Genomic DNA, 20102 nt, shown 5'->3' with positions numbered 1-20102 from the left:
TGGAAAAGATCACTTATTTAAATCTGGATCTTCTGTTTTGATCCTTATATGGATGTCTCCTGAAAAGGAATTCAACATATTGTGAAAGTTTAATTTATAAAAAATAGTTAAGAATAATTCCAGATTTATCATCTTATTAGAATCTAACTTAAACTCTAGTCAATCAATGCACCTTAAAAGTGCAGAATATTTATCCGATAGGTAAATACAAGATCAATAAATTGATAAATATTGTAGGCTAGTCTTTACCCCTCGCTGTTTTTTTAAGACAATAGACGGCAGTTTTGAAAGTCTTTTCATCATTTCCTATTTCTTCTGAATTTATTTGGACGCTGATTTATGACAACCCCGCTTAATGAACGTCGTATTGCAAACGCAATTCGTGTATTGGCAATGGATGCTGTGCAAAAAGCAAACTCAGGACATCCAGGTGCTCCAATGGGGATGGCAGATATCGCTGATGTGGTTTGGCGCGAATTCTTAAACCATAACCCAACAAATCCGAATTGGGCTAACCGTGACCGTTTCGTATTGTCGAATGGCCATGGCTCTATGCTTCAATACGCACTTCTTCATTTAACGGGCTATGATCTTTCAATTGAAGATCTTAAAGCATTCCGTCAACTTCATTCTAAAACTCCGGGTCACCCAGAATTGGGCTATGCACCAGGTATTGAAACAACTACTGGTCCTTTAGGCCAAGGTATCGCAAATGCTGTTGGTTTCGCACTGGCTGAAAAAACTTTAGCAGCGCAATTCAACAAAGACGATATTAAAGTTGTTGATCACTACACTTACTGCTTCCTGGGCGATGGCTGTTTGATGGAAGGTGTTTCTCACGAAGCATGTTCTTTGGCAGGTACTTTAGGTCTGGGCAAGCTGATTGCTTACTATGACGACAACGGCATTTCGATTGACGGTGAAGTTGAAGGCTGGTTCTCTGACGATACAGAGCAACGCTTCAAGTCTTATGGCTGGCAAGTGATTAAAGTTGACGGTCATGATGCTGATGCAATCCGTCAAGCCACTGTAGAAGCAAAAGCTGAAGCGAACAAACCAACCATCATCATGTGTAAAACAGTGATTGGTTTAGGTTCACCAAACAAACAAGGTAAAGAAGACTGTCACGGTGCTCCTTTGGGTAATGACGAAATCGTACTGACTCGTGAAGCGCTTGGCTGGTCAGACGAAGCATTTGTCATTCCTGAGGATGTATACGCAGCTTGGGATGCCAAAGAAAAAGGTTCACAAGCTGAAGCAGCATGGAACGAAACTTTTGCCGCTTATGCAGCAAAATATCCAACTGAAGCAGCTGAATTAAAACGTCGTCTTTCTGGTGATCTTCCAGCTGACTTTGTTGCAAAAGCGGATGCTTATATCGCTGAAGTAAATGCAAAAGAAGAAACCATTGCGACACGTAAAGCGAGCCAAAATACGTTACAAGCTCTTGTGCCTTCACTACCAGAAGTACTAGGTGGTTCTGCTGACCTTGCAGGTTCTAACCTGACACTTTGGAAAGGCGCGCAAGGCGTACAGGACAATCCAGCAGGTAACTATGTTCACTACGGCGTACGTGAATTTGGTATGACTGCGATTGCCAATGGTGTGGCGCTTCACGGCGGCTTCATTCCTTACGTAGCCACCTTCCTGATGTTTATGGAATATGCACGTAATGCAGTACGTATGTCTGCATTGATGAAACAGCGCGTGATCCATGTTTATACGCATGACTCAATCGGTCTGGGTGAAGATGGTCCAACGCATCAACCAGTTGAACAAATTGCATCTTTACGCGGTACACCAAACCTGAATACATGGCGTCCATGTGACACCGTTGAAGCAGCAATTTCCTGGAAATCTGCTTTAATGCGTGCCGAAGGCCCAACAGCGTTGATCTTCTCTCGTCAAAACCTGCCATTCCAAACACGTACTCAAGCACAAATTGAGAATGTTGCGAAAGGCGGTTACGTGCTGGCTGAAGAAAAAGGCGAATTGAAAGCGATCATCATTGCGACTGGTTCAGAAGTATCTTTGGCAATGGACGCATATGCACAGCTTGAAGGCGTGCGTGTTGTTTCTATGCCATGTGCTGAAGAGTTCGTGAAACAGGATGCTGCGTATCGTGAAGCGGTTCTTCCTTCAAATATTCGTGCACGTGTAGCGGTTGAAGCTGCGCATGTAGATTACTGGTGGAAATTTGTAGGCCTGGATGGTCGTGTGATCGGCATGACCACTTATGGCGAATCTGCACCTGCTAAAGACCTGTTTAAACACTTCGGTATTACAACTGAAGCTGTTGTAACAGCTGTAAAAGAGATTACTGCTTAATCAACTGATTAAGTCGTTTTTAAGGGCGCCCCAGTTTTGGGGCGTCTTTTGTTTTTCCGCTTTCTAGCCTTGTTTTCATGTGGCAACCGCTAAAAAGTGTTCTCCCATAATTGAAATGAAAGAGTGAGATAAACATGAGCTTGTATGAACAAATTAGTGATGAAATTACTTTAATGGATGCAGGCGAGCAGAAATGGATCGGGCAGGATCTACCCCTTGAAGCAATGGTTGCGGTTGAGCTATTACTTCAGGAAATGGCTGAAGAAAAAATCATTAAAGTACGTCGCAAGAACCATGAAAAGCATTCTGGTTTGAAACAGGTGGATCGTATTCTGGTTGAAAAACTTTAACAGAAAATACTAAAAGTCCCTGAGCGGGACTTTTTTTATATCGGATGATTTTCATCTGGCAGTTGCTTATGAACATTAGATAAGATAAATCTAAGTTTGTGTCCTCATAAAAGCTTAATGACTCATATCGTAAATAATTGACTTAAAGATAATTAAAGACATAAACCAAAGAAGTTACTCAATATGGAAATATCATCCCAGATCCAGATCAAATCTCTAGAGCAAATATCACAGCCGGAATGGCTGTTTTTATGGAAAGGCTATCAAAATTTTTATGAGGCACAAATTTCAGAAGAAATCAGTGAAAATACCTGGGCCAAGCTCACTAGCCCTGGACAGGACAATATGTACGGTTTTTCTGCACTGATTGATGAAAAAGTGGTCGGACTAGTTCATGTGGTTGAGCATGACAGTAGCTGGACCATGCGTCCTTATGCTTATTTGCAGGATTTATTTGTTCATCCGGATTATCGCGGGCAGGGCGTAGCACGTGCACTGATTCAGCATGTCTATGGTGTAGCACAGCAGCGTAATTGTGATCGGGTGTATTGGCTGACCCATGAATCGAACCATAAAGCCAGATTGCTCTATGATAAAGTGGCTAAAAAAACCGGATTTATCCAGTATCGTATATCTTAAATACTTAGATTTACACGAGAATTTACAATTTTATCGTTTCATAGTTGCAACAAAACGTTTTATCTTTAGGGATGTAAACGGTTCAAGATTCTATAAACTGAAGTTAATTCAGACGAGAGATAACAACATGAATTTGAAAACATTAACTTTAGGCTTGGTAGCCGCATCTGTTGCAACTTTCAGCTTTGCAAAACCAGTGACTTATACGATTGATCCGAGTCATACAGCGACGGTATTTAGCTGGAACCATTTTGGTTTTTCTACGCCATCAGGCAATTTCTCTGATATTCAGGGTAAAATTGTGGTCGATAATGAACAGCCAGCCAAATCTTCTGTAGATGTGACTATTCCAGTTTCTAGTATAAATACCAACGTGACTGCACTGGATGACCATTTAAAGAAAGAAGATTTCTTTGATGCAGCCAAATATCCAAATATTACGTTCAAAAGTACTAAGGTAGAAACCAAAGACAAAAAGAACTTCAAGATTACCGGTAATTTAACTGTTAAAGGCGTGACCAAACCAGTGATACTGGATGCAGTGTTAAATAAACAGGGTGAACATCCAATGGCAAAAGTTCCGGCAATTGGTTTTAATGCCACAACATCATTTGACCGTTCTGCATTCGGCTTAGGCGCAAATGTTCCGCATGTGAGTGACAAGATTACTGTTCAAATCACTACTGAAGCGACCATTCCTGCAGAACCTGCAAAGAAATAAGATTTATTTCCATTCTGCATAAAAATAAAAAAGCACCTTTATAAAGGTGCTTTTTTCTTGGGCCAATAGATAAGTTATGAATAAGAAAGGACATTTAGCTGAAACTAAAAAATCTTAGCTATGATTCCATTAATCTATTTGGCAAACTTTCAATCATAAATATTTATCCAGTACCTTTGATCAGGACACTAGTTTTAACTGAGTCAGATATTGCTCTAGGACAGCTTTAGACATGCTTTCCAGTGCAGGCGCAAATTGAAGATTGGCTGCCCGAAGAGTTGGAATATCAATTTTGGCTTGGCGTAATTCAGAGGTATGACCAATTAGCCATTTTTCCAGGCTGTCAACAGCGACTTCAGGATGAAATTGCAGAGCCAGAATATTTGATCCTAAGCGGAAAGCCTGATTTGGATACAGATAGGAACTGGCTAATAATTCAGCCTGTTCAGGCAGATCAAAAGTATCGCCATGCCAATGTAGCACTTCAATATTTTCCAAGGCTTGTAGTGGATTATTCTCAGTGGCTGGAAGACTAAGTTTAGACCAGCCAATTTCTTTGCTATGTCCTGCATAAACTTTGGCACCGAGTGCATGAGCAATGAGTTGAGCACCCAGACAAATACCTAAAGTGGGTAAATTCTTTTCTAAACGTACTTTAAGTAAGTCTATTTCTTGTTGTAAGAAAGGGTAGTCCTCCGTTTCATAAACACCAATTGGACCCCCTAAAATAATTGTCAGACCTGTATATTCATAAGCTTTACGCAGGTCATCAATACCGGCTTCAAAATAGCGAACACGTAATCCCAGCTGATAAAACACATCTTCCCAGGCACCTAGGTCTTCAAAAGCCAGATGTTGAATGGCATATACGGTATCGGGGAAGTGTTCAAGGTTCAGCATAGCGATCAGGTCTAAATGGAAAATATTTATTTAACGTTATTCTGCAAAAAAATAGAAGTCTTTTTAATCCGGTGATTTAGCCTTAGGGAGGTGAATAATCCGAATCGGCAATTCTCTGTAAGCCTATGCCTCAGCTTTGTATCAATATGCAGCGATATTTTCCTTTTCTATAAGAAAGGCGTTAGAGTAGAAAGCAGTGGATAATCATAAGAGGCAGGATAAAAATGCACAATATCTGCTTATATGTCGATAAAAAACGTATCAGTCCTTATGCCATGTCGGTTTATGTGGCTTTAAAAGAGAAAGGACTCAACTTTCAGGAAAAAATGATTGATCTGGATCTGCTGGAACAGCAATCTTCGGCTTATCGTAAAATTTGTCCGAGTGGCAAAGTCCCTTGTCTGATCATTGATGATTTTCATTTATTTGAATCTTGGGCGATTACCGAATACCTGGAAGATGCTTTTCCGGCACCGGATTATCCTGCTTTATATCCTGCAGAGATGAAAGCCAGAGCAAAATGCCGCGCCGTTCAGGCCTTGATTAAAACTGATTTTTCCTCTATCCGGCAGGATATGCCCTCAACTTCGATCTTTGTACCACCTAAAAGGCCTTTAATCGCATCGGCTGAAACCATGCAGGATATTCAGCGCTTATTGGTAATCACAGAAACTTTACTTGAAAATTTGTGGCTCACCGAACAATGGTCAATTGCAGACTTTGATCTAGCCTTTATGCTGCATCGTCTGCTTAGTCACGATGTTGAGCTTCCCGAAAAGATTCAGGCTTATATCCAGCGTAATTTTCAGCGTTCTTCAGTGCAGTCCTGGATTTTGGAAAATGAAAAACTGCATACTCATTCTGAGTTCTGACTCTATGTTCGGTAGAGAGGTAAATTTAATAATTTAAGCACTGAGTTTACTTAATAAATAAACATGGATATTTCTAAAGAGAGCCAAGCTATACAAAAAATAGCTTAAATATCAGCAGTGCAGGCGTAGTATGGGAAGTATAGGCAATAAGAAGTAGCTAAAACTTAGAATCAGATTCAAATGAAAAGGAGTATAAGGTGGGTGGATCACATCATCATGATCATAGTCATGTAGAAGTTAGTGCGAAGAATGCCAAAAAACTGTCCATCGCCTTAGCCCTGACGACAGCCTTTTTAATTGTAGAAGTCATTGCCGGTTTTATGACTCAGAGTCTGGCCTTGCTTTCTGATGCGGCACATATGTTTACAGATGCAGCCGCACTGGCGATTGCACTGGCTGCAATTAAGATCGGGCAAAAACCCGCAGATGATAAACGTACCTTTGGCTACCAGCGATTTGAAATTCTGGCAGCTTTGTTTAATGCGATTATGCTATTTCTGGTAGCGATGTATATTCTGTTTGAAGCTTACCAGCGTTTGAGTCATCCCCCTGAAATTGAAAGTCTAGGCATGTTGATTGTGGCTATACTTGGACTGGTTATTAACCTGATCTCCATGAAAATTCTGGTTTCTAGCAGTCAGGAAAGCTTGAATATTAAAGGAGCTTATCTGGAAGTACTGAGTGATGCACTAGGTTCGGTGGGTGTCATTATTGGCGCAATCATCATCTATTTCAGCGGCTGGATGTGGATCGATACCGTGATTGCAGTCATGATCGGATTCTGGGTCATTCCACGGACATGGATTTTGTTGAAACAGAGTATCAATATTCTGCTAGAAGGGGTTCCCGATGAAATCGATATTGAAAAACTGCGTCATGACCTACTGGCACTAGACGGTGTTAAAGATATTCATCAGCTAAAAGTCTGGGCGATTACTTCCAAGAAGGTGATGTTAACGGTGCATTTAGTTGCGCCAGACGTTGACTATAAAAAGTTGCATCAGGAGGCGTTCGAGATGTTGCACCATGAACATCACATTACCGAGATGACATTGCAAATTGAAGCAGAAGATTGTCCCCCAGAACAGCATCGGCAATCAGCCCATTCGCATGAGCATCATAGGCATAAAGAAAGTCATCAACATTAAGTTTGAGGAATCTTGGCATCAAACTTTATGTATTTTAAACTTTGATCTTTTAATTTTAGTCTTTTAATAATGAAACAATTACCTCTTTATAACTCGGTGGTGCTTTAACGTAATCGCGCTCTCGCAACATCTGATGCATTTTGGGCAGATTTTGATGCGGAACAGAGGCCATTAAATGATGTTCAATATGATAATTTACATGAATCGGTGCAACGAAAGCCCGCGCTAGCCAGCCTGCACGGGTGGTACGGGTATTAGTCAGTGCAGAATGGCTGGTTTCCAGACCGGCATGCTCAGCCATCGCCCGGATACGGATAAACAGTGGGAAAGGGGTGATATAAGCTAACGGCCATAATAAATAAAGTTTCGGATGACCGCTGGTCCAAAGTGCAGAAAATAGGGCAGCATTGGAAATCAGCATACCTGAGCTATTTTTTAACAGATTCTTTGCCAGTTCCAAGTTGCTGCGATGACCACGAGGAATTGGTTTCGGATCATTGGAAACACTCCATTCCAGAAGTTCTAAATCCATCAAGACTCGGCCAGCCAGAAATTTCAGGCCGGATTGACCATTTAAATCTCTAAAGAATTTTCTGAATAATGATTGTTTAGTAATTGGAAAGTTTTTCACCAAACCTAAATCTGGATCATCAGGTTGAGAGGTGCGGGCATGATGTTTCAAATGATAAGGACGATATTTACCGACTTCATTCCAGATCGGACGGGCGCAAAACCAGTCAGTGAAGTGTGTGTTTAGCCACTTGGTTTTAAACAAACTATGGTGTGAGGCGTCGTGCATCAAAATGGCCATAGCGAGTTGGCGACCCGCCAGAATGGCTAATGCCAAGGCACACATCAATATTTTCCCCCAGACTGGTAAATATTCCCAGCTATAAGCGACTGTGCCAAAGGTCAAAACAATCACAGCCCAAGTTGAGCCTACTGCCAGAGCCCCCTGTAAGTCGGATGGGGTGGTCAGCTCTTTGATTTCTTCACGGCTAAATAGCTCTGTGACACTCACTTTACTGTTCATTATTCTGCCTTGATCTAGTTCTTGTATTTCTTGTCACTATATTTGAATTAAAATATTACAGTCAATTTATTTTTGTGAGTGTATAGGAAATAAATTATACGCCTTGCTGCTGAAAATATTGCTGCCATAACTGCTGGCCTTGTTCTTCCATACGCCGTACAGCCAGTTCAAATTTTTGTCGGGCTGGAGCATCTAGCCATTCTTCAGGCAATAGCGGATCTGCACGCAGACTAAATACAGCAGATTTTGCCAGATAAAAGGCAGTTTTAGCTGATTCAGCCAAGGATAACTGTTGATGGTTTTCAAACCATTGTTCAATTTCCTGGCTGATATTCAAATAAGTTTGATGCAGGCCATGAATATCCCAAAGTGCTGATACATGGGTGTGCTGATCGATCTCACTAACCTGAAAAAATCGTGCGCCTTGATCTAGGCCAAACTTGACGGCTGCTGATTTAAGCTCGTTCAAACCAAGTTGCAAATTGTCCGGGCGGATAAACACGTTCTGTTCCAGTTCCTGAAATCCATAATAACGTAAGGCTTTTTCCCGTTTGGATAAGGCCGTACGATCTACCCGCCCCAAAGCACCGGTATAAACCAGAATGTACTTACCATCCCAAGCCGTAGCGGTCTGCATATTGGGATGTTTGTTCAGGCTGATAAAAGAAGTATCAAATTTTTTTTCAATTAACTGATAAATGCCGCGTTCTACTGACTGAATAATCCGATCCTGATTGAGTCGTGCGACCGCAACCCGCAAGCTGTTGTCAGAGATTCCTAATAAATCTGCTGCACATAACATCTGTTTGATGCTAACAGTAGAATTATGTGAGGCATAGAGCAGGTCTAGCACCAGATGTCGGGCATTCAGTTTATAAGTCATGAAACTAGATCGTGATTAGAAAATGAGAAATTGGAAACTTTTTGTACAATAGCATTTTGAATAGGAAGAACCAAAGAGGAATACGACTAAAGTGTTTGTATATTCAGATAATTAATTTTAATTAAAGGTAAGGTTTATAAATAAAAATGACTAGATAAGGTCTTGGTTTTCTACTGAGGCACTGTATTTTACAGTCAATAAGCTGGTCTAAGCAGCAAGTCAACGAAAAAGATGTGAATCTGTTTTTTTATCTCTTTATTTTTGATTATTTTTAATCCCAGCTCCCTAGGGAACTGGGATTACCTAAAAAATTAAAGTGAAGTGTTAGTTATAACTGCTTCAAAATTGGGTATATGAACAAGAAAAAGATTTCTTATTCACACGAATTACCTTACATATTCGGGTAGTTCGGACCACCAGCACCTTCCGGTACCACCCAGGTGATATTCTGAGAAGGATCCTTGATATCACAGGTCTTGCAGTGCACACAGTTCGCTGCATTGATCTGGAAGCGTTTCGAACCGTCATCATTTTCCATGACTTCATACACGCCTGCAGGGCAGTAGCGCTGTGCAGGCTCATCCCATTTCGGCAGGTTTACGTTCACTGGAATTGAAGCATCAGTCAGTTTCAAGTGCGCAGGCTGGTTTTCTTCATGTACGGTATTTGATACAAACACTGAAGATAAACGGTCAAAAGTCAGCTTGCCATCCGGTTTTGGATAGTTTGGCTTAAAGTTCACTGCATCTACAGTCTTCAGTGTTTTAAAGTCTGGCACCAGGTCATGTAGGGTGAACGGGACTTTAAACACGTTCTGGTCGATGAAGTTGAATGCACCGCCCATCCATTGACCAAATTTATGCATTGCCGGGCCAAAGTTACGTGCGCTATATAGCTCTTCTTTCAGCCAGCTGTTGTTGAACTTTTCTGTGTAAGCAGTTAACTCTTTTACGAAGAAGTCTTCACCCTCAGTCACACGTGCAACGGCAAGATCACCACCTTTTTCTACACCGGCTTTAATCGCTTCAAAGACAGCTTCACCACACAACATGCCTGATTTCATGGCAGTGTGTGAACCTTTGATTTTGGCAAAGTTCAGGAAGCCGGCATCATCACCAATTAAGCTACCACCCGGGAAGGTGAATTTCGGCAGAGAGTTGAAACCACCTTTAGTCACGGCACGTGCACCATAAGAAATACGCTTACCGCCTTCCAGATACTGTTTAATTAGCGGATGGGTTTTCCAACGCTGCATTTCCATGAACGGATACATATGTGGGTTTTCATAAGAAAGATCCACGATCATACCCAGAGTCACCTGGTTATTTTCTGCGTGGTATAACCACCAGCCGCCTGAAGAACCGGTTTCAGATAGAGGCCAGCCTGCGCCGTGCATTACCAGACCTGGTTTATGTTTCGCAGGATCGATTTCCCACAGTTCTTTAATGCCGATCCCGTAGTGCTGTGGATCAGCATCTTTATCCAGGTTGAATTTCTGGATCAGGCGTTTACCTAAGTGACCACGGCAGCCTTCAGCAAAAATCGTGTATTTCGCGTGAAGTTCATAACCCGGAGTGAAGTTATGTGTCGGTTCACCATCTTTACCAATGCCCATGTCACCAGTCTGGATACCTTTTACGGAACCATCTTCATGGTAAAGGATTTCAGCAGCAGCAAAGCCTGGGAAAATCGACACTTCCAGTTCTTCGGCTTTCTGGCCTAACCAGCGCACTACATTGCCCAGAGAGATGACATAGTTGCCATCATTGTGCATGGTTTTCGGTACCATCCAGTGCGATGCTTCTTGTGATTTTTCATCTGAAAGAAGGAAGAAAGTTTTGTCTTCTGTGACAGGAACGTTGAGAGGCGCGCCTTCTTCTTTCCAGTTCGGGAACAGCTCGTTCATGGCACGAGGTTCAAGCACAGCACCAGAAAGAATATGAGCACCGACTTCGGAGCCTTTTTCCACGACACAAACGGATAGATCATTCAGGTTGTTTTCAATTGCAAGCTGACGGATTTTGATTGCCGCAGAAAGACCCGCAGGGCCTGCGCCTACGATGACTACGTCAAACTCCATCGATTCTCTAATAATATCTTCCATAATAAGAAATCCTGTTTCGCTTAGCGGTATTTTACCACAGTGAAAAAGTTTTTAAATAAAAAGTTGGGGATTAAGTATGAAAAAAGCCTCCTAGGAGGCTTTTTCTAAAACGGATTAAGATTTTTGAGGATCGTAGAGTTTTTCTTTGATGAACAGAGCAGGGAGCAAACCACAGATAAAGTATGCAGCACCCATGACTAGGAAGCCTAGACCGATCGAACCGCCAGTTGCCAGATAACCAATGGTTGCCGGAGCAATTGCAGCGCCCAGACGACCGACGTTATATGCACCACCAATTGCTGTACCACGTACATTGGTTGGGAAGCTTTCAGTCATATATGTTGCATTCACACCATATGGAATACCATATAGGAAACCGAAGATCACCAATAAGTATAGAATGTTGTCTGGTGAATTATAGAATACGATCAATGGCAGGAAGATCGCTGTACCAATTGCACCGAAGGCATAAGTAAAACGACGTCCGAATTTATCTGCCATTAAGCCTGCAAGGATTTTACCTAGAATCATCGCGGTATAAGTACCGACCATGTAGGCAGTCATTTCCTTGAACTTCATACCCAGTTCACTTTCCAGGTATGTCGGCATCCAGTTATTAACGCCATAGTAACCAAACTGAAGGAAACCAGCAGTTAAAGCCCATAAGATAAACATGTTGCGGTTTTTCTTATCCTGGAAAATCAGCTTCCAGGTCGACTCAGCAGGTTTGTCAGTCACTTCAACTTTCTTGAAGCGGTTTTCTTGCCATGCCGCTGGTTCTGGTACCAGAATGTGCATCAAAATAGCCAAGGCAATTGGAATCGCAGCTACATAGAACAGCATGCGCCAGCCGTGATCTGGAATTAACCAGCCCGCAAGCAAAGTCGCAACGATATAGCCAACTGTCCAGCCAGCCTGTAATGTTCCTAAAACAGTTGTACGATATTTAGTTGGCACGTACTCAGCCATTAAAGTATTCGATGCAATATACAAAGAACCTAAGCCAAGAGAAGCGAAGAAACGTAATGCACCAAATTGAGCAAAGCTTTGGGTAAAACCAAGACCACAAGTCAATGCCGAAAATAAAAGGATTGAGACAACGACGGTACGTACACGACCGAATTTATCACAAGCCCACCCTCCGAATATACCTCCAACTGCCATACCTGCAAGGGTAAAGCTTCCGAGCATCCCAGCTTCGACAGAGGTTAGACCAAATTCAGCTTTAATACTGTTTAAGCTGTAGGAAAGCAGCATTAAATCCGCACCATCGACCAGCAGGGCGAGGAATGCAAAAATAAATGCGATTTTCCAGGTATTTGGGCCAATTTTTGAAATTGTATTCGTTATAGCCATCATCCATTACCTATAAAAAAGGCCTGATCGCAAGGAGAGTTGATCAGGCCAAACTTGTTACTGAGTCGCCTCGCGAATCATATTGCGAGCAATAATGACTTGCTGGATCTGCGTGGTTCCTTCATAAAGACGGAATAAACGCACATCGCGGTAGAAGCGCTCAATTGCATATTCACTGATGTAGCCCGCGCCACCATGGATTTGCACACCACGGTCAGCGACACGGCCACACATTTCTGTTGCAAACATTTTTGCGCATGATGCTTCAGTACTGACGTTCTGGCCGGCATCACGACGACGCGCGGCATCAAGCACCATGCATTTCGCTGCATAAATTTCAGCTTTAGAATCTGCCAGCATGCCCTGGATCAGCTGGAAGTTGGCAATCGCCTGACCGAACTGCTTACGTTCAACGGCATATTGCAATGAATCTTCCAGCATACGGGTTGCAGCACCCACGCTCAGTGCAGCAATGTGGATACGGCCTTTATCCAGAACCTTCATCGCAGTTTTAAAGCCAACGCCTTCTACACCGCCAATCAAAGCTGATGCAGGGATACGGCAGTTTTCAAAGATCACGTCACAGGTATGTGCGCCTTTCTGGCCCATTTTCTTGTCACGTTTACCCAGTGAAATACCTGGCAATTTACTGTCAACGATGAACGCTGAAATAGCTGCAGCACCTTTTAATTCAGGATTGGTACGTGCCATTACTGTGAATACACCCGCATGTGGCGCATTGGTAATGAAACGCTTGGTACCGTTCAGAATGTACTCATCGCCATCTTTCACAGCAGTGGTTTTAAGCGATGCTGCATCAGAACCAGAATCCGGTTCAGTCAAACAGAACGAGCCAATGATTTCACCGCTGGCCAGTTTTGGCAGGAAGTGCTGTTTTTGCTCTTCAGTACCATCGATGATCAGGCCAGATGCGCCGATACCGTTATTCGTACCAATCAATGAGCGGAAAGCCGGGGAAGTACGGCCCAGTTCAAAAGCGATATAGACTTCTTCTTCCATGGTCAGGCCAAGACCGTTATATTCTTCAGGAATGGTTAAACCAAATAAGCCCAACTCTTTCATTTGTTGCACGATTTCTGCTGGAATTTCATCCGTTTCTGCAACAATTTCTTCATTTGGGATTAATACGCCTTCTACAAACTGGCGAATCATATCTACCAACTGGTCTAAGGTTTCCTGATCACGAATCATGTCCTAACTCCGTATCTAGGATTTCGTTCTGTCCACATCTTGTCCAATGTGAATAAAAACTCATCACTAAGCTAAATTTATGCGGATACTAATTAAAATTAAAACAAGGATCAATATATACGAAAGTATATTCCGCTGTGCGATATTTATGTTTTGCTTTAGGATTAGATTTAAATAATTGATTTAATGTGATTAATACTATTTTTAAGGCGTTATAAAATATTTTTTGTTCAAATTTGAATAGTTTACTTTGAACGAAATTTATGTATATTGTTAATTAAATACCGCTGTGCGAAATGAGAAGATTATGGAAAGCACTGAAATTTTAAAATTGACTGTACAGGAAGATGGCGTCGCAATTGTTCAAATCCATCGCCCGGAAGCACGTAATGCCTTGAACCTGGAATTACGTCAGCAACTCTCTGAAGCATTTCAATACCTTTCAAAATTAGATGCTGTAAAAGCGATTGTTTTGACCGGCGGTGAAAAAGTATTTGCTGCGGGTGCGGATATCAAGGATTTCACAACTGCAACTACAGCCCAAATGTATTTACGCCATACTGAACAGTACTGGCAGAGCATTACTGACTGTGCAAAACCGATTATTGCGGCAGTTAATGGTTATGCACTCGGTGGTGGCTGTGAACTGGCCATGCATGCGGACATCATCATTGCCGGTGAAAATGCCAAATTTGGCCAGCCAGAAGTGAAGCTGGGCTTGATGCCAGGTGCAGGTGGAACACAACGTTTACTGCGTGCGATTGGTAAATATCAAACTATGCTTTGGGTGTTGACCGGTAAACTGGTAAAAGCTGCTGAAGCTGAGCGTATGGGCTTGGTCTCTGAAGTCGTAGAAGATGAAAACACCATTACCCATGCGATTGAGATTGCTCAAACGATTGCGTCTTTCTCTCCAATCGCGGTTCAGCAAATCAAGGAAGTGACCAATCTTGGCCAAGATCAATCCTTACAAGGTGCTTTGGCACTGGAACGTAAAGCTTTCCAGATTTTATTTGATACCAAAGATCAGAAAGAAGGCGTGAATGCGTTCTTTGAAAAACGTCCTGCACAATACACTGGAGAATAAGACATGACCATTCAATCTATGGCGCTCATCGGTACTGGTGTAATGGGCATGGGTATTGCGCAAATCGCAGCCCAGGCAGGTCTGGAAGTGCGTTTATTCGATGCCAAAGCAGGTGCAGCAGAAGCAGGTCTGGCTAAACTTAAAGCTACGCTTGAAAAACTTCAAGCCAAAGGAAAATTTACTGAAGAAGTCCTAAATGAAACTTTGGCACGTTTTAAAATTCTAAACAGCATTGAAGAAGTGGCTGGTGTTGATCTGGTGGTTGAAGCCATCATCGAAAACCTGGATATCAAGCAAAGTTTATTTAAACAGCTTGAAAGCATTGTTTCACCAGAAACCATTCTAGCAACCAATACCTCATCATTATCAGTGACTGCGATTGCATCAAACCTTGAGCATCAAGGTCGCATGGCGGGATTCCACTTCTTTAATCCAGTGCCACTGATGAAAATTGTCGAAGTGATTGCAGGCTTGGCGACCGATGAACAGGTGGTTGCAGATCTACTTGAACTGGCACAGCGTATGGGGCACTTTGGAGTACGAACCAAAGACACACCAGGGTTTATTGTTAACCATGCCGGCCGTGCTTATGGTACGGAAGCGCTGAAAATTCTGGGTGAAGGTGTCACTTCCATTTCAGAAATCGACCGTATTCTGCGTGAAGGCGCTGGCTTCCGTATGGGACCGCTGGAATTGTTTGACCTGACTGCACTGGATGTTTCTCATCCAGTGATGGAATCGATTTTTAATCAGTATTATCAGGAAGATCGTTACCGTCCAAGCGCTTTAACCCGTCAAATGCTGGCTGGTAAAAAAGTCGGTCGTAAAGTCGGTGAAGGTTTCTATAAGTATCAGGATGGTCAAAAGACCAATGAAGCTCCGGCTCAGATTGCGCCTGAAGTAACTGAATTCAGCCCGGTCTGGATCAAAGCAGATCTTGAACAGGATGCCAGTATCTTGCGTGACTATATCCGTGAGCAAGGCCTAGTCATCGACAGCGCGGAAACTCCAGCGGCTGACAGTCTGATTCTATTGGCCACTTATGGTGAAGACACCACAACAGCTGCATTACGTTTTGATGTTGATGCGACTCGTGCAATCAGTATCGATATGCTGACTGATTTTGCCAAGCACCGTACCATCATGCCATCAATTGCTACGCAAAAAGCATATATTAATCAGGCACATGCATTATTCGCCAATAATGATCATGGCGTATCGGTAATTGCTGAAAGTATTGGTTTTGTTGCTCAGCGCGTGTTGGCGATGGTCGTGAATCTGGCTTGTGATATTGCCCAGCAGCAAATTGCCACTGCATCCGATATCGATAAAGCAGTAAAACTTGGTCTGGGCTACCCACATGGACCAATTTCATGGGGTGATGTTTTGGGCGCAGAACGTATCCTGTTGATCCTGGAACGTATCCTGGCGAATACTGGTGACCAGCGTTATCGTCCAAGTCCATGGTTACAACGCCGCGCCCGTTTAAAACTATCTCTTCTTCACACTGCAGCAGTTTAAGGAATCAAACTCATGTTAAATGCATATATTTATGATGGATTACGTACGCCATTTGGCCGTCATGCAGGAAGCCTGGCAAAGGTTCGTCCAGATGATTTAGCTGCACATGTGATTAAGGCATTGGTTGCAAAACATAATCTGCCTGATGATATTTTTGATGATGTGATTCTGGGGAATACTAACCAGGCCGGTGAAGACAGCCGTAATATTGCACGTCATGCAACGTTATTGGCGGGTCTAGATGTGAAAACGCCAGCACAAACTGTGAACCGTCTATGTGCTTCTGGCCTGGCAGCAGTCATTGATGCAGCGCGTGCGATTACTTGTAATGAAGGGGATATCTTCCTAGCAGGTGGTGTCGAGTCGATGTCTCGTGCACCCTTTGTTTTTGCAAAATCAGAAACACCGTTTAGTCGTGACTTTAAAGTATTTGATTCAACCATTGGTGCGCGTTTCCCGAACCCAATCATTGAAAAACAGTTTGGCAATGACACCATGCCACAAACTGGTGATAACGTTGCGGTGGAATATGGCGTTACGCGTGAAGATGCAGACCAGTTTGCTGCAGCATCACAAGCCAAATATGAGGCTGCTAAACAGGCAGGTTTCTTCGCTGGTGAGATTGTTGGTGTCGAAGTACCCCAAGGCCGTAAATTGCCAGCAAAACTAGTGGATCAAGACGAACATCCACGTCCATCTTCTAACCTGGAAGCTCTGCAAAAATTACGTCCACTGTTTGAAGGTGGTGTAGTGACTGCAGGCAATGCTTCAGGTGTGAATGATGGTGCAGCAGCGTTAATCATTGGTTCGGAAGCTGCTCAGGAAAAAATGGGTATCCAGCCAATGGCAAAAATCATTGCTTCTGCTGCTGCGGGTATTGAACCACGTATTATGGGTGCAGGCCCGGTTGATGCGATCAAACTGGCACTCAAACGTGCCAACTTGACGTTGGATGACATGGATATCATTGAAATCAATGAAGCCTTTGCATCTCAGGTATTGGCTTGCCTGAAAGGTCTAAATGTCGCATTTGATGATGCTCGCGTTAACCCGAATGGCGGTGCGATTGCAGTCGGTCATCCACTCGGTGCTTCAGGTGCTCGTTTAGTGCTCAGTACTGCTCGTGAATTGCAGCGCAGCGGCAAAAAATATGCTGTGATTAGTCTGTGTATTGGTGTCGGCCAAGGTTTGGCACTGGTCATTGAACGCGTATAAACAAAGGAAAAACACATGGGTGCATTAGAGGGTATTCGCGTACTGGATTTAAGTCGCGTACTTGCAGGTCCTTGGTGTGGTCAAATCCTCGCGGATTTAGGCGCTGAAGTGATTAAAGTTGAACGTCCTAAAACGGGTGATGATACCCGTATGTGGGGACCACCTTGGATGAAGAATAACCAGGGTGAAAATACACGTGAAGCGGCGTATTACCAGTCAGCCAACCGTAATAAAATGTCGGTTGCCATTGATATTTCAACGACTGAAGGTCAGGAACTGGTCAAAGCATTGGCGGCTGATTCAGATGTAGTCATTGAAAACTATAAAGCGGGTTCTTTGAAGAAATACGGTCTGGATTATGAAAGCTTGAGTGCAATCAATCCTAAACTAGTGTATTGCTCAATTACCGGTTTTGGCCAAACTGGCCCTCGTGCACCTGAACCAGGTTATGACTTTATCATCCAGGGGATGGGCGGTTTAATGTCCGTAACCGGTGAGAAAGATAACCTACCGGGCGGTGGACCACAAAAAGTTGGCGTGGCCTTTGCGGACTTAACCACGGGTTTATACTCGACCATTGCCATTCAGGCGGCTTTGTTAAACCGCCATGTGACTGGTCTCGGTCAGCATATTGATATGGCATTGCTGGATGTACAAGTGGCGTTACTCGCAAACCAGGGTATGAATTACCTGGCTTCGGGAAAAATCCCGGGTCGTTATGGTAATGCACATGCCAATATTGTCCCATACCAAGTATTCCGTGCTGCGGATCAGGATTTCATCATCGCCTGTGGTAATGACAAACAGTTTATAGCCTTGAGCGCTGCAATTGGTTTGCCAGATTTACCGCAAGATCCACGTTTTGTGACCAATGCACTGCGTATTCAGCATCGTGCAGAAATCACAGAGCTATTGGCAAAACATTTCTTGACCAATACTGCGAAGCATTGGGTGCAAGCAATTCATGCAGTGAAAGTTCCGGTAGGCCTGATCAATAATCTAGAACAGGCTTTCCAGGAACCACAAGTGCAAGCGCGTAACATGCTGGTTGAAATACCACATCCGTTAAAAGAAAAATTAACCGTGATTGGTTCACCAATTAAATTATCGCGTACACCGGTTGAATACCGTAAGGCACCGCCAATGTTGGGCGAACATACGAATGAGATTCTTTCACGTGTCGTGGATGAGGAAAAACTGGAGGCCTTAAAAGCTCAAGGTATTGTTGGTTAATCAAAAAGAAAACCCATAAGTCTAATAAAGAAGCAACTTAATCAAAGTTGCTTCTTTGCTATATACAAGATAATTATTTATAATTTCGCAATGCGAAACACTTATTATGAATTTGAAGGACGGTGAAGACATGTCTGATGATGTACCTGAAACCGATCAGTCGGAAGAAAGATTAATTGCGCCTTTGCGTCATGAGTTATTGCATCCGATCGAAGACATGCAGGATGAAAATGACCGTCAATTTATTACAGCTTTAGCACGTGGTCTGGAGTTACTGCGCTGCTTTAGTCCAAAGCATCAGCATCTGGGCAATCAGGAACTGTCACAGATGACAGGTCTACCTAAACCGACGATTACCCGTTTAACCCATACCTTGTCTCGTTTAGGATATTTAAAGCAGGTTCCGAATTCGAGCAAGTTTCAGCTCTCAGTCGGCGTACTGTCTTTTGGTTATTCGATGCTGTCGAATTTATCCTTGCGATCGGTTGCTCATCCATTAATGAAAAATCTGGCGGACTATGCTGAAGCTGCTGTGGCGATGGCGACCCGCGATCGTCTGAATATGATTTATCTGGATGTGGTACAGGGCAAAGGCAATGTCACCATGCGTCGTCAGGTAGGAACCCATTTGCCGATTCATTTAAGTTCAATGGGGCGTGCCTGTTTGGCTGCAATGCCAGAAGATGAGCGTGATTTTCTGCTTGATGCGATTCGCCGTAAACATGCTGAAGAATGGCCACAGATCCAAAAAGATCTGGAGAAGTCATTTCGAGACTATCAAGAGCATGGTTTCTGCTTTTCAATCGGTGAATGGCATAAGGATGTGAATTCGGTTGCAGTTCCTTTTGTCCATGAACAGCATGGTCTACTGGTGTTTAACTGCGGCGGTCCAAGTTTCCTCCTCAATGAAGAGAAAATCAAAAATGATATTGCACCACGTTTATTACATATGGTGAACAATATTAGAAATGAATTGGGTTAGAATCTTATAATTGGATATTACTGATTTTTTATTTAAGAGCAGGTTTTTGAATTAAATACCTGCTCTTAATTTTTTATAGAATATAGTGATTTTATTTTCGAGTTGAATAAATACTTAATATTAATCTTTAGTGATCGGATTTTATAAATATAGAAATAAAGTATACCAATAAAAAATAGTTAAGAAAATATTAAATGTTAATTTAAAAATATTAAATAATTTAGGTAAGATTTGTTTTAAGTAAAGATATCATTCAGAGTGGTGCTTAATATATTTATTTTAATAAATTAACTATTTTTCAATGTGAAGTTTACATTAAAAGTCATAAAAATAAATTTTTAGAAATAAATACTTTTCCAATCTAGAAAAGTAAAAAAACATATATTTTATAAGATTAAATATAATTTATTTAAATGTAATTTTTTAAAAAAACTAAATATTTTAACTCTATAAATTTTATTAAAATAGATAAAACAATCACTTAATTTTATTTTAGATAAAACTATCTATGAATGATT

General features: G+C 42.3%; 17 protein-coding genes. 11 read left to right on the top strand and 6 right to left on the bottom strand.

What is annotated here, in order from left to right; all coding sequences use genetic code 11:
* Positions 1 to 339: 339 nt before the first annotated feature.
* The 4 genes from tkt (at position 340) to AC4MCD_RS08590 (ending at position 4038) form a co-directional block, all read left to right on the top strand.
* Positions 340 to 2328 carry a transketolase gene (tkt, locus tag AC4MCD_RS08605; protein WP_419374948.1) on the top strand — a complete coding sequence of 663 codons (1989 nt, stop codon included), beginning with the start codon at positions 340 to 342 and terminating at the stop codon, positions 2326 to 2328.
* Between the two features lie 134 nt (positions 2329 to 2462).
* Positions 2463 to 2678 (top strand): hypothetical protein, encoded by a 216-nt coding sequence (locus AC4MCD_RS08600; protein ID WP_004786275.1) that lies wholly within the window; start codon positions 2463 to 2465, stop codon positions 2676 to 2678.
* A gap of 183 nt (positions 2679 to 2861) precedes the next feature.
* Positions 2862 to 3317 (top strand): GNAT family N-acetyltransferase, encoded by a 456-nt coding sequence (locus AC4MCD_RS08595; protein ID WP_419374949.1) that lies wholly within the window; start codon positions 2862 to 2864, stop codon positions 3315 to 3317.
* Between the two features lie 127 nt (positions 3318 to 3444).
* Complete coding sequence (locus tag AC4MCD_RS08590; RefSeq protein WP_419374950.1) at positions 3445 to 4038, top strand: YceI family protein; 594 nt, start codon at positions 3445 to 3447, stop codon at positions 4036 to 4038.
* 180 nt (positions 4039 to 4218) lie between these two features.
* On the opposite strand, the gene AC4MCD_RS08585 is transcribed toward AC4MCD_RS08590, so the two are convergent.
* Entirely contained in the window at positions 4219 to 4938 is a 720-nt protein-coding gene (locus tag AC4MCD_RS08585) for a glutamine amidotransferase (RefSeq protein ID WP_419374951.1), read from the bottom strand.
* A 224-nt stretch (positions 4939 to 5162) separates the two neighbouring features.
* On the opposite strand from AC4MCD_RS08585, the gene yfcF reads away from it, so the two are divergent.
* Positions 5163 to 5810 (top strand): glutathione transferase, encoded by a 648-nt coding sequence (yfcF, locus tag AC4MCD_RS08580; protein WP_419374952.1) that lies wholly within the window; start codon positions 5163 to 5165, stop codon positions 5808 to 5810.
* Positions 5811 to 6007: 197 nt separating this feature from the next.
* A complete protein-coding gene (locus AC4MCD_RS08575) occupies positions 6008 to 6958 on the top strand; it encodes a cation diffusion facilitator family transporter (protein ID WP_180057396.1) in 951 nt (316 codons plus the stop codon).
* A 55-nt stretch (positions 6959 to 7013) separates the two neighbouring features.
* On the opposite strand, the gene AC4MCD_RS08570 is transcribed toward AC4MCD_RS08575, so the two are convergent.
* The 5 genes from AC4MCD_RS08570 to AC4MCD_RS08550 form a co-directional block, all read right to left on the bottom strand.
* Positions 7014 to 7991 (bottom strand): fatty acid desaturase family protein, encoded by a 978-nt coding sequence (locus AC4MCD_RS08570; protein ID WP_419374953.1) that lies wholly within the window; start codon positions 7989 to 7991, stop codon positions 7014 to 7016.
* Positions 7992 to 8085: 94 nt separating this feature from the next.
* Positions 8086 to 8874, bottom strand: a complete 789-nt coding sequence (locus AC4MCD_RS08565) for a hypothetical protein (RefSeq protein WP_419374954.1) — start codon at positions 8872 to 8874, stop codon at positions 8086 to 8088.
* A 391-nt stretch (positions 8875 to 9265) separates the two neighbouring features.
* On the bottom strand, positions 9266 to 10978 hold the full coding sequence (locus tag AC4MCD_RS08560; protein WP_491875907.1) for an electron transfer flavoprotein-ubiquinone oxidoreductase: 1713 nt from the start codon (positions 10976 to 10978) through the stop codon (positions 9266 to 9268).
* A 114-nt stretch (positions 10979 to 11092) separates the two neighbouring features.
* Positions 11093 to 12334 (bottom strand): MFS transporter, encoded by a 1242-nt coding sequence (locus tag AC4MCD_RS08555; protein WP_125279311.1) that lies wholly within the window; start codon positions 12332 to 12334, stop codon positions 11093 to 11095.
* Between the two features lie 57 nt (positions 12335 to 12391).
* Positions 12392 to 13546 (bottom strand): acyl-CoA dehydrogenase family protein, encoded by a 1155-nt coding sequence (locus tag AC4MCD_RS08550; RefSeq protein WP_419374956.1) that lies wholly within the window; start codon positions 13544 to 13546, stop codon positions 12392 to 12394.
* Between the two features lie 307 nt (positions 13547 to 13853).
* Here AC4MCD_RS08550 and AC4MCD_RS08545 point away from each other — a divergent pair, with 307 nt between their 5' ends.
* From AC4MCD_RS08545 to AC4MCD_RS08525, 5 genes are all read left to right on the top strand, one after another.
* On the top strand, positions 13854 to 14633 hold the full coding sequence (locus AC4MCD_RS08545) for an enoyl-CoA hydratase (protein WP_284879999.1): 780 nt from the start codon (positions 13854 to 13856) through the stop codon (positions 14631 to 14633).
* A 3-nt stretch (positions 14634 to 14636) separates the two neighbouring features.
* Positions 14637 to 16154 (top strand): 3-hydroxyacyl-CoA dehydrogenase, encoded by a 1518-nt coding sequence (locus tag AC4MCD_RS08540; protein WP_491875906.1) that lies wholly within the window; start codon positions 14637 to 14639, stop codon positions 16152 to 16154.
* 12 nt (positions 16155 to 16166) lie between these two features.
* Positions 16167 to 17369 (top strand): 3-oxoadipyl-CoA thiolase, encoded by a 1203-nt coding sequence (locus AC4MCD_RS08535; RefSeq protein WP_491875905.1) that lies wholly within the window; start codon positions 16167 to 16169, stop codon positions 17367 to 17369.
* A 15-nt stretch (positions 17370 to 17384) separates the two neighbouring features.
* Positions 17385 to 18602: a CaiB/BaiF CoA transferase family protein gene (locus tag AC4MCD_RS08530; protein WP_491875904.1), complete on the top strand. Its 1218-nt coding sequence runs from the start codon at positions 17385 to 17387 to the stop codon at positions 18600 to 18602.
* Between the two features lie 130 nt (positions 18603 to 18732).
* A complete protein-coding gene (locus tag AC4MCD_RS08525) occupies positions 18733 to 19584 on the top strand; it encodes an IclR family transcriptional regulator (RefSeq protein WP_419365879.1) in 852 nt (283 codons plus the stop codon).
* The last annotated feature ends 518 nt before the right edge of the window (positions 19585 to 20102 follow it).

The organism is Acinetobacter sp. CAU_H_78 (genome assembly GCF_058599365.1).
Note: the sequence above shows the minus strand (reverse complement) of the source record. Positions and strands in the feature narration are given on the sequence as shown.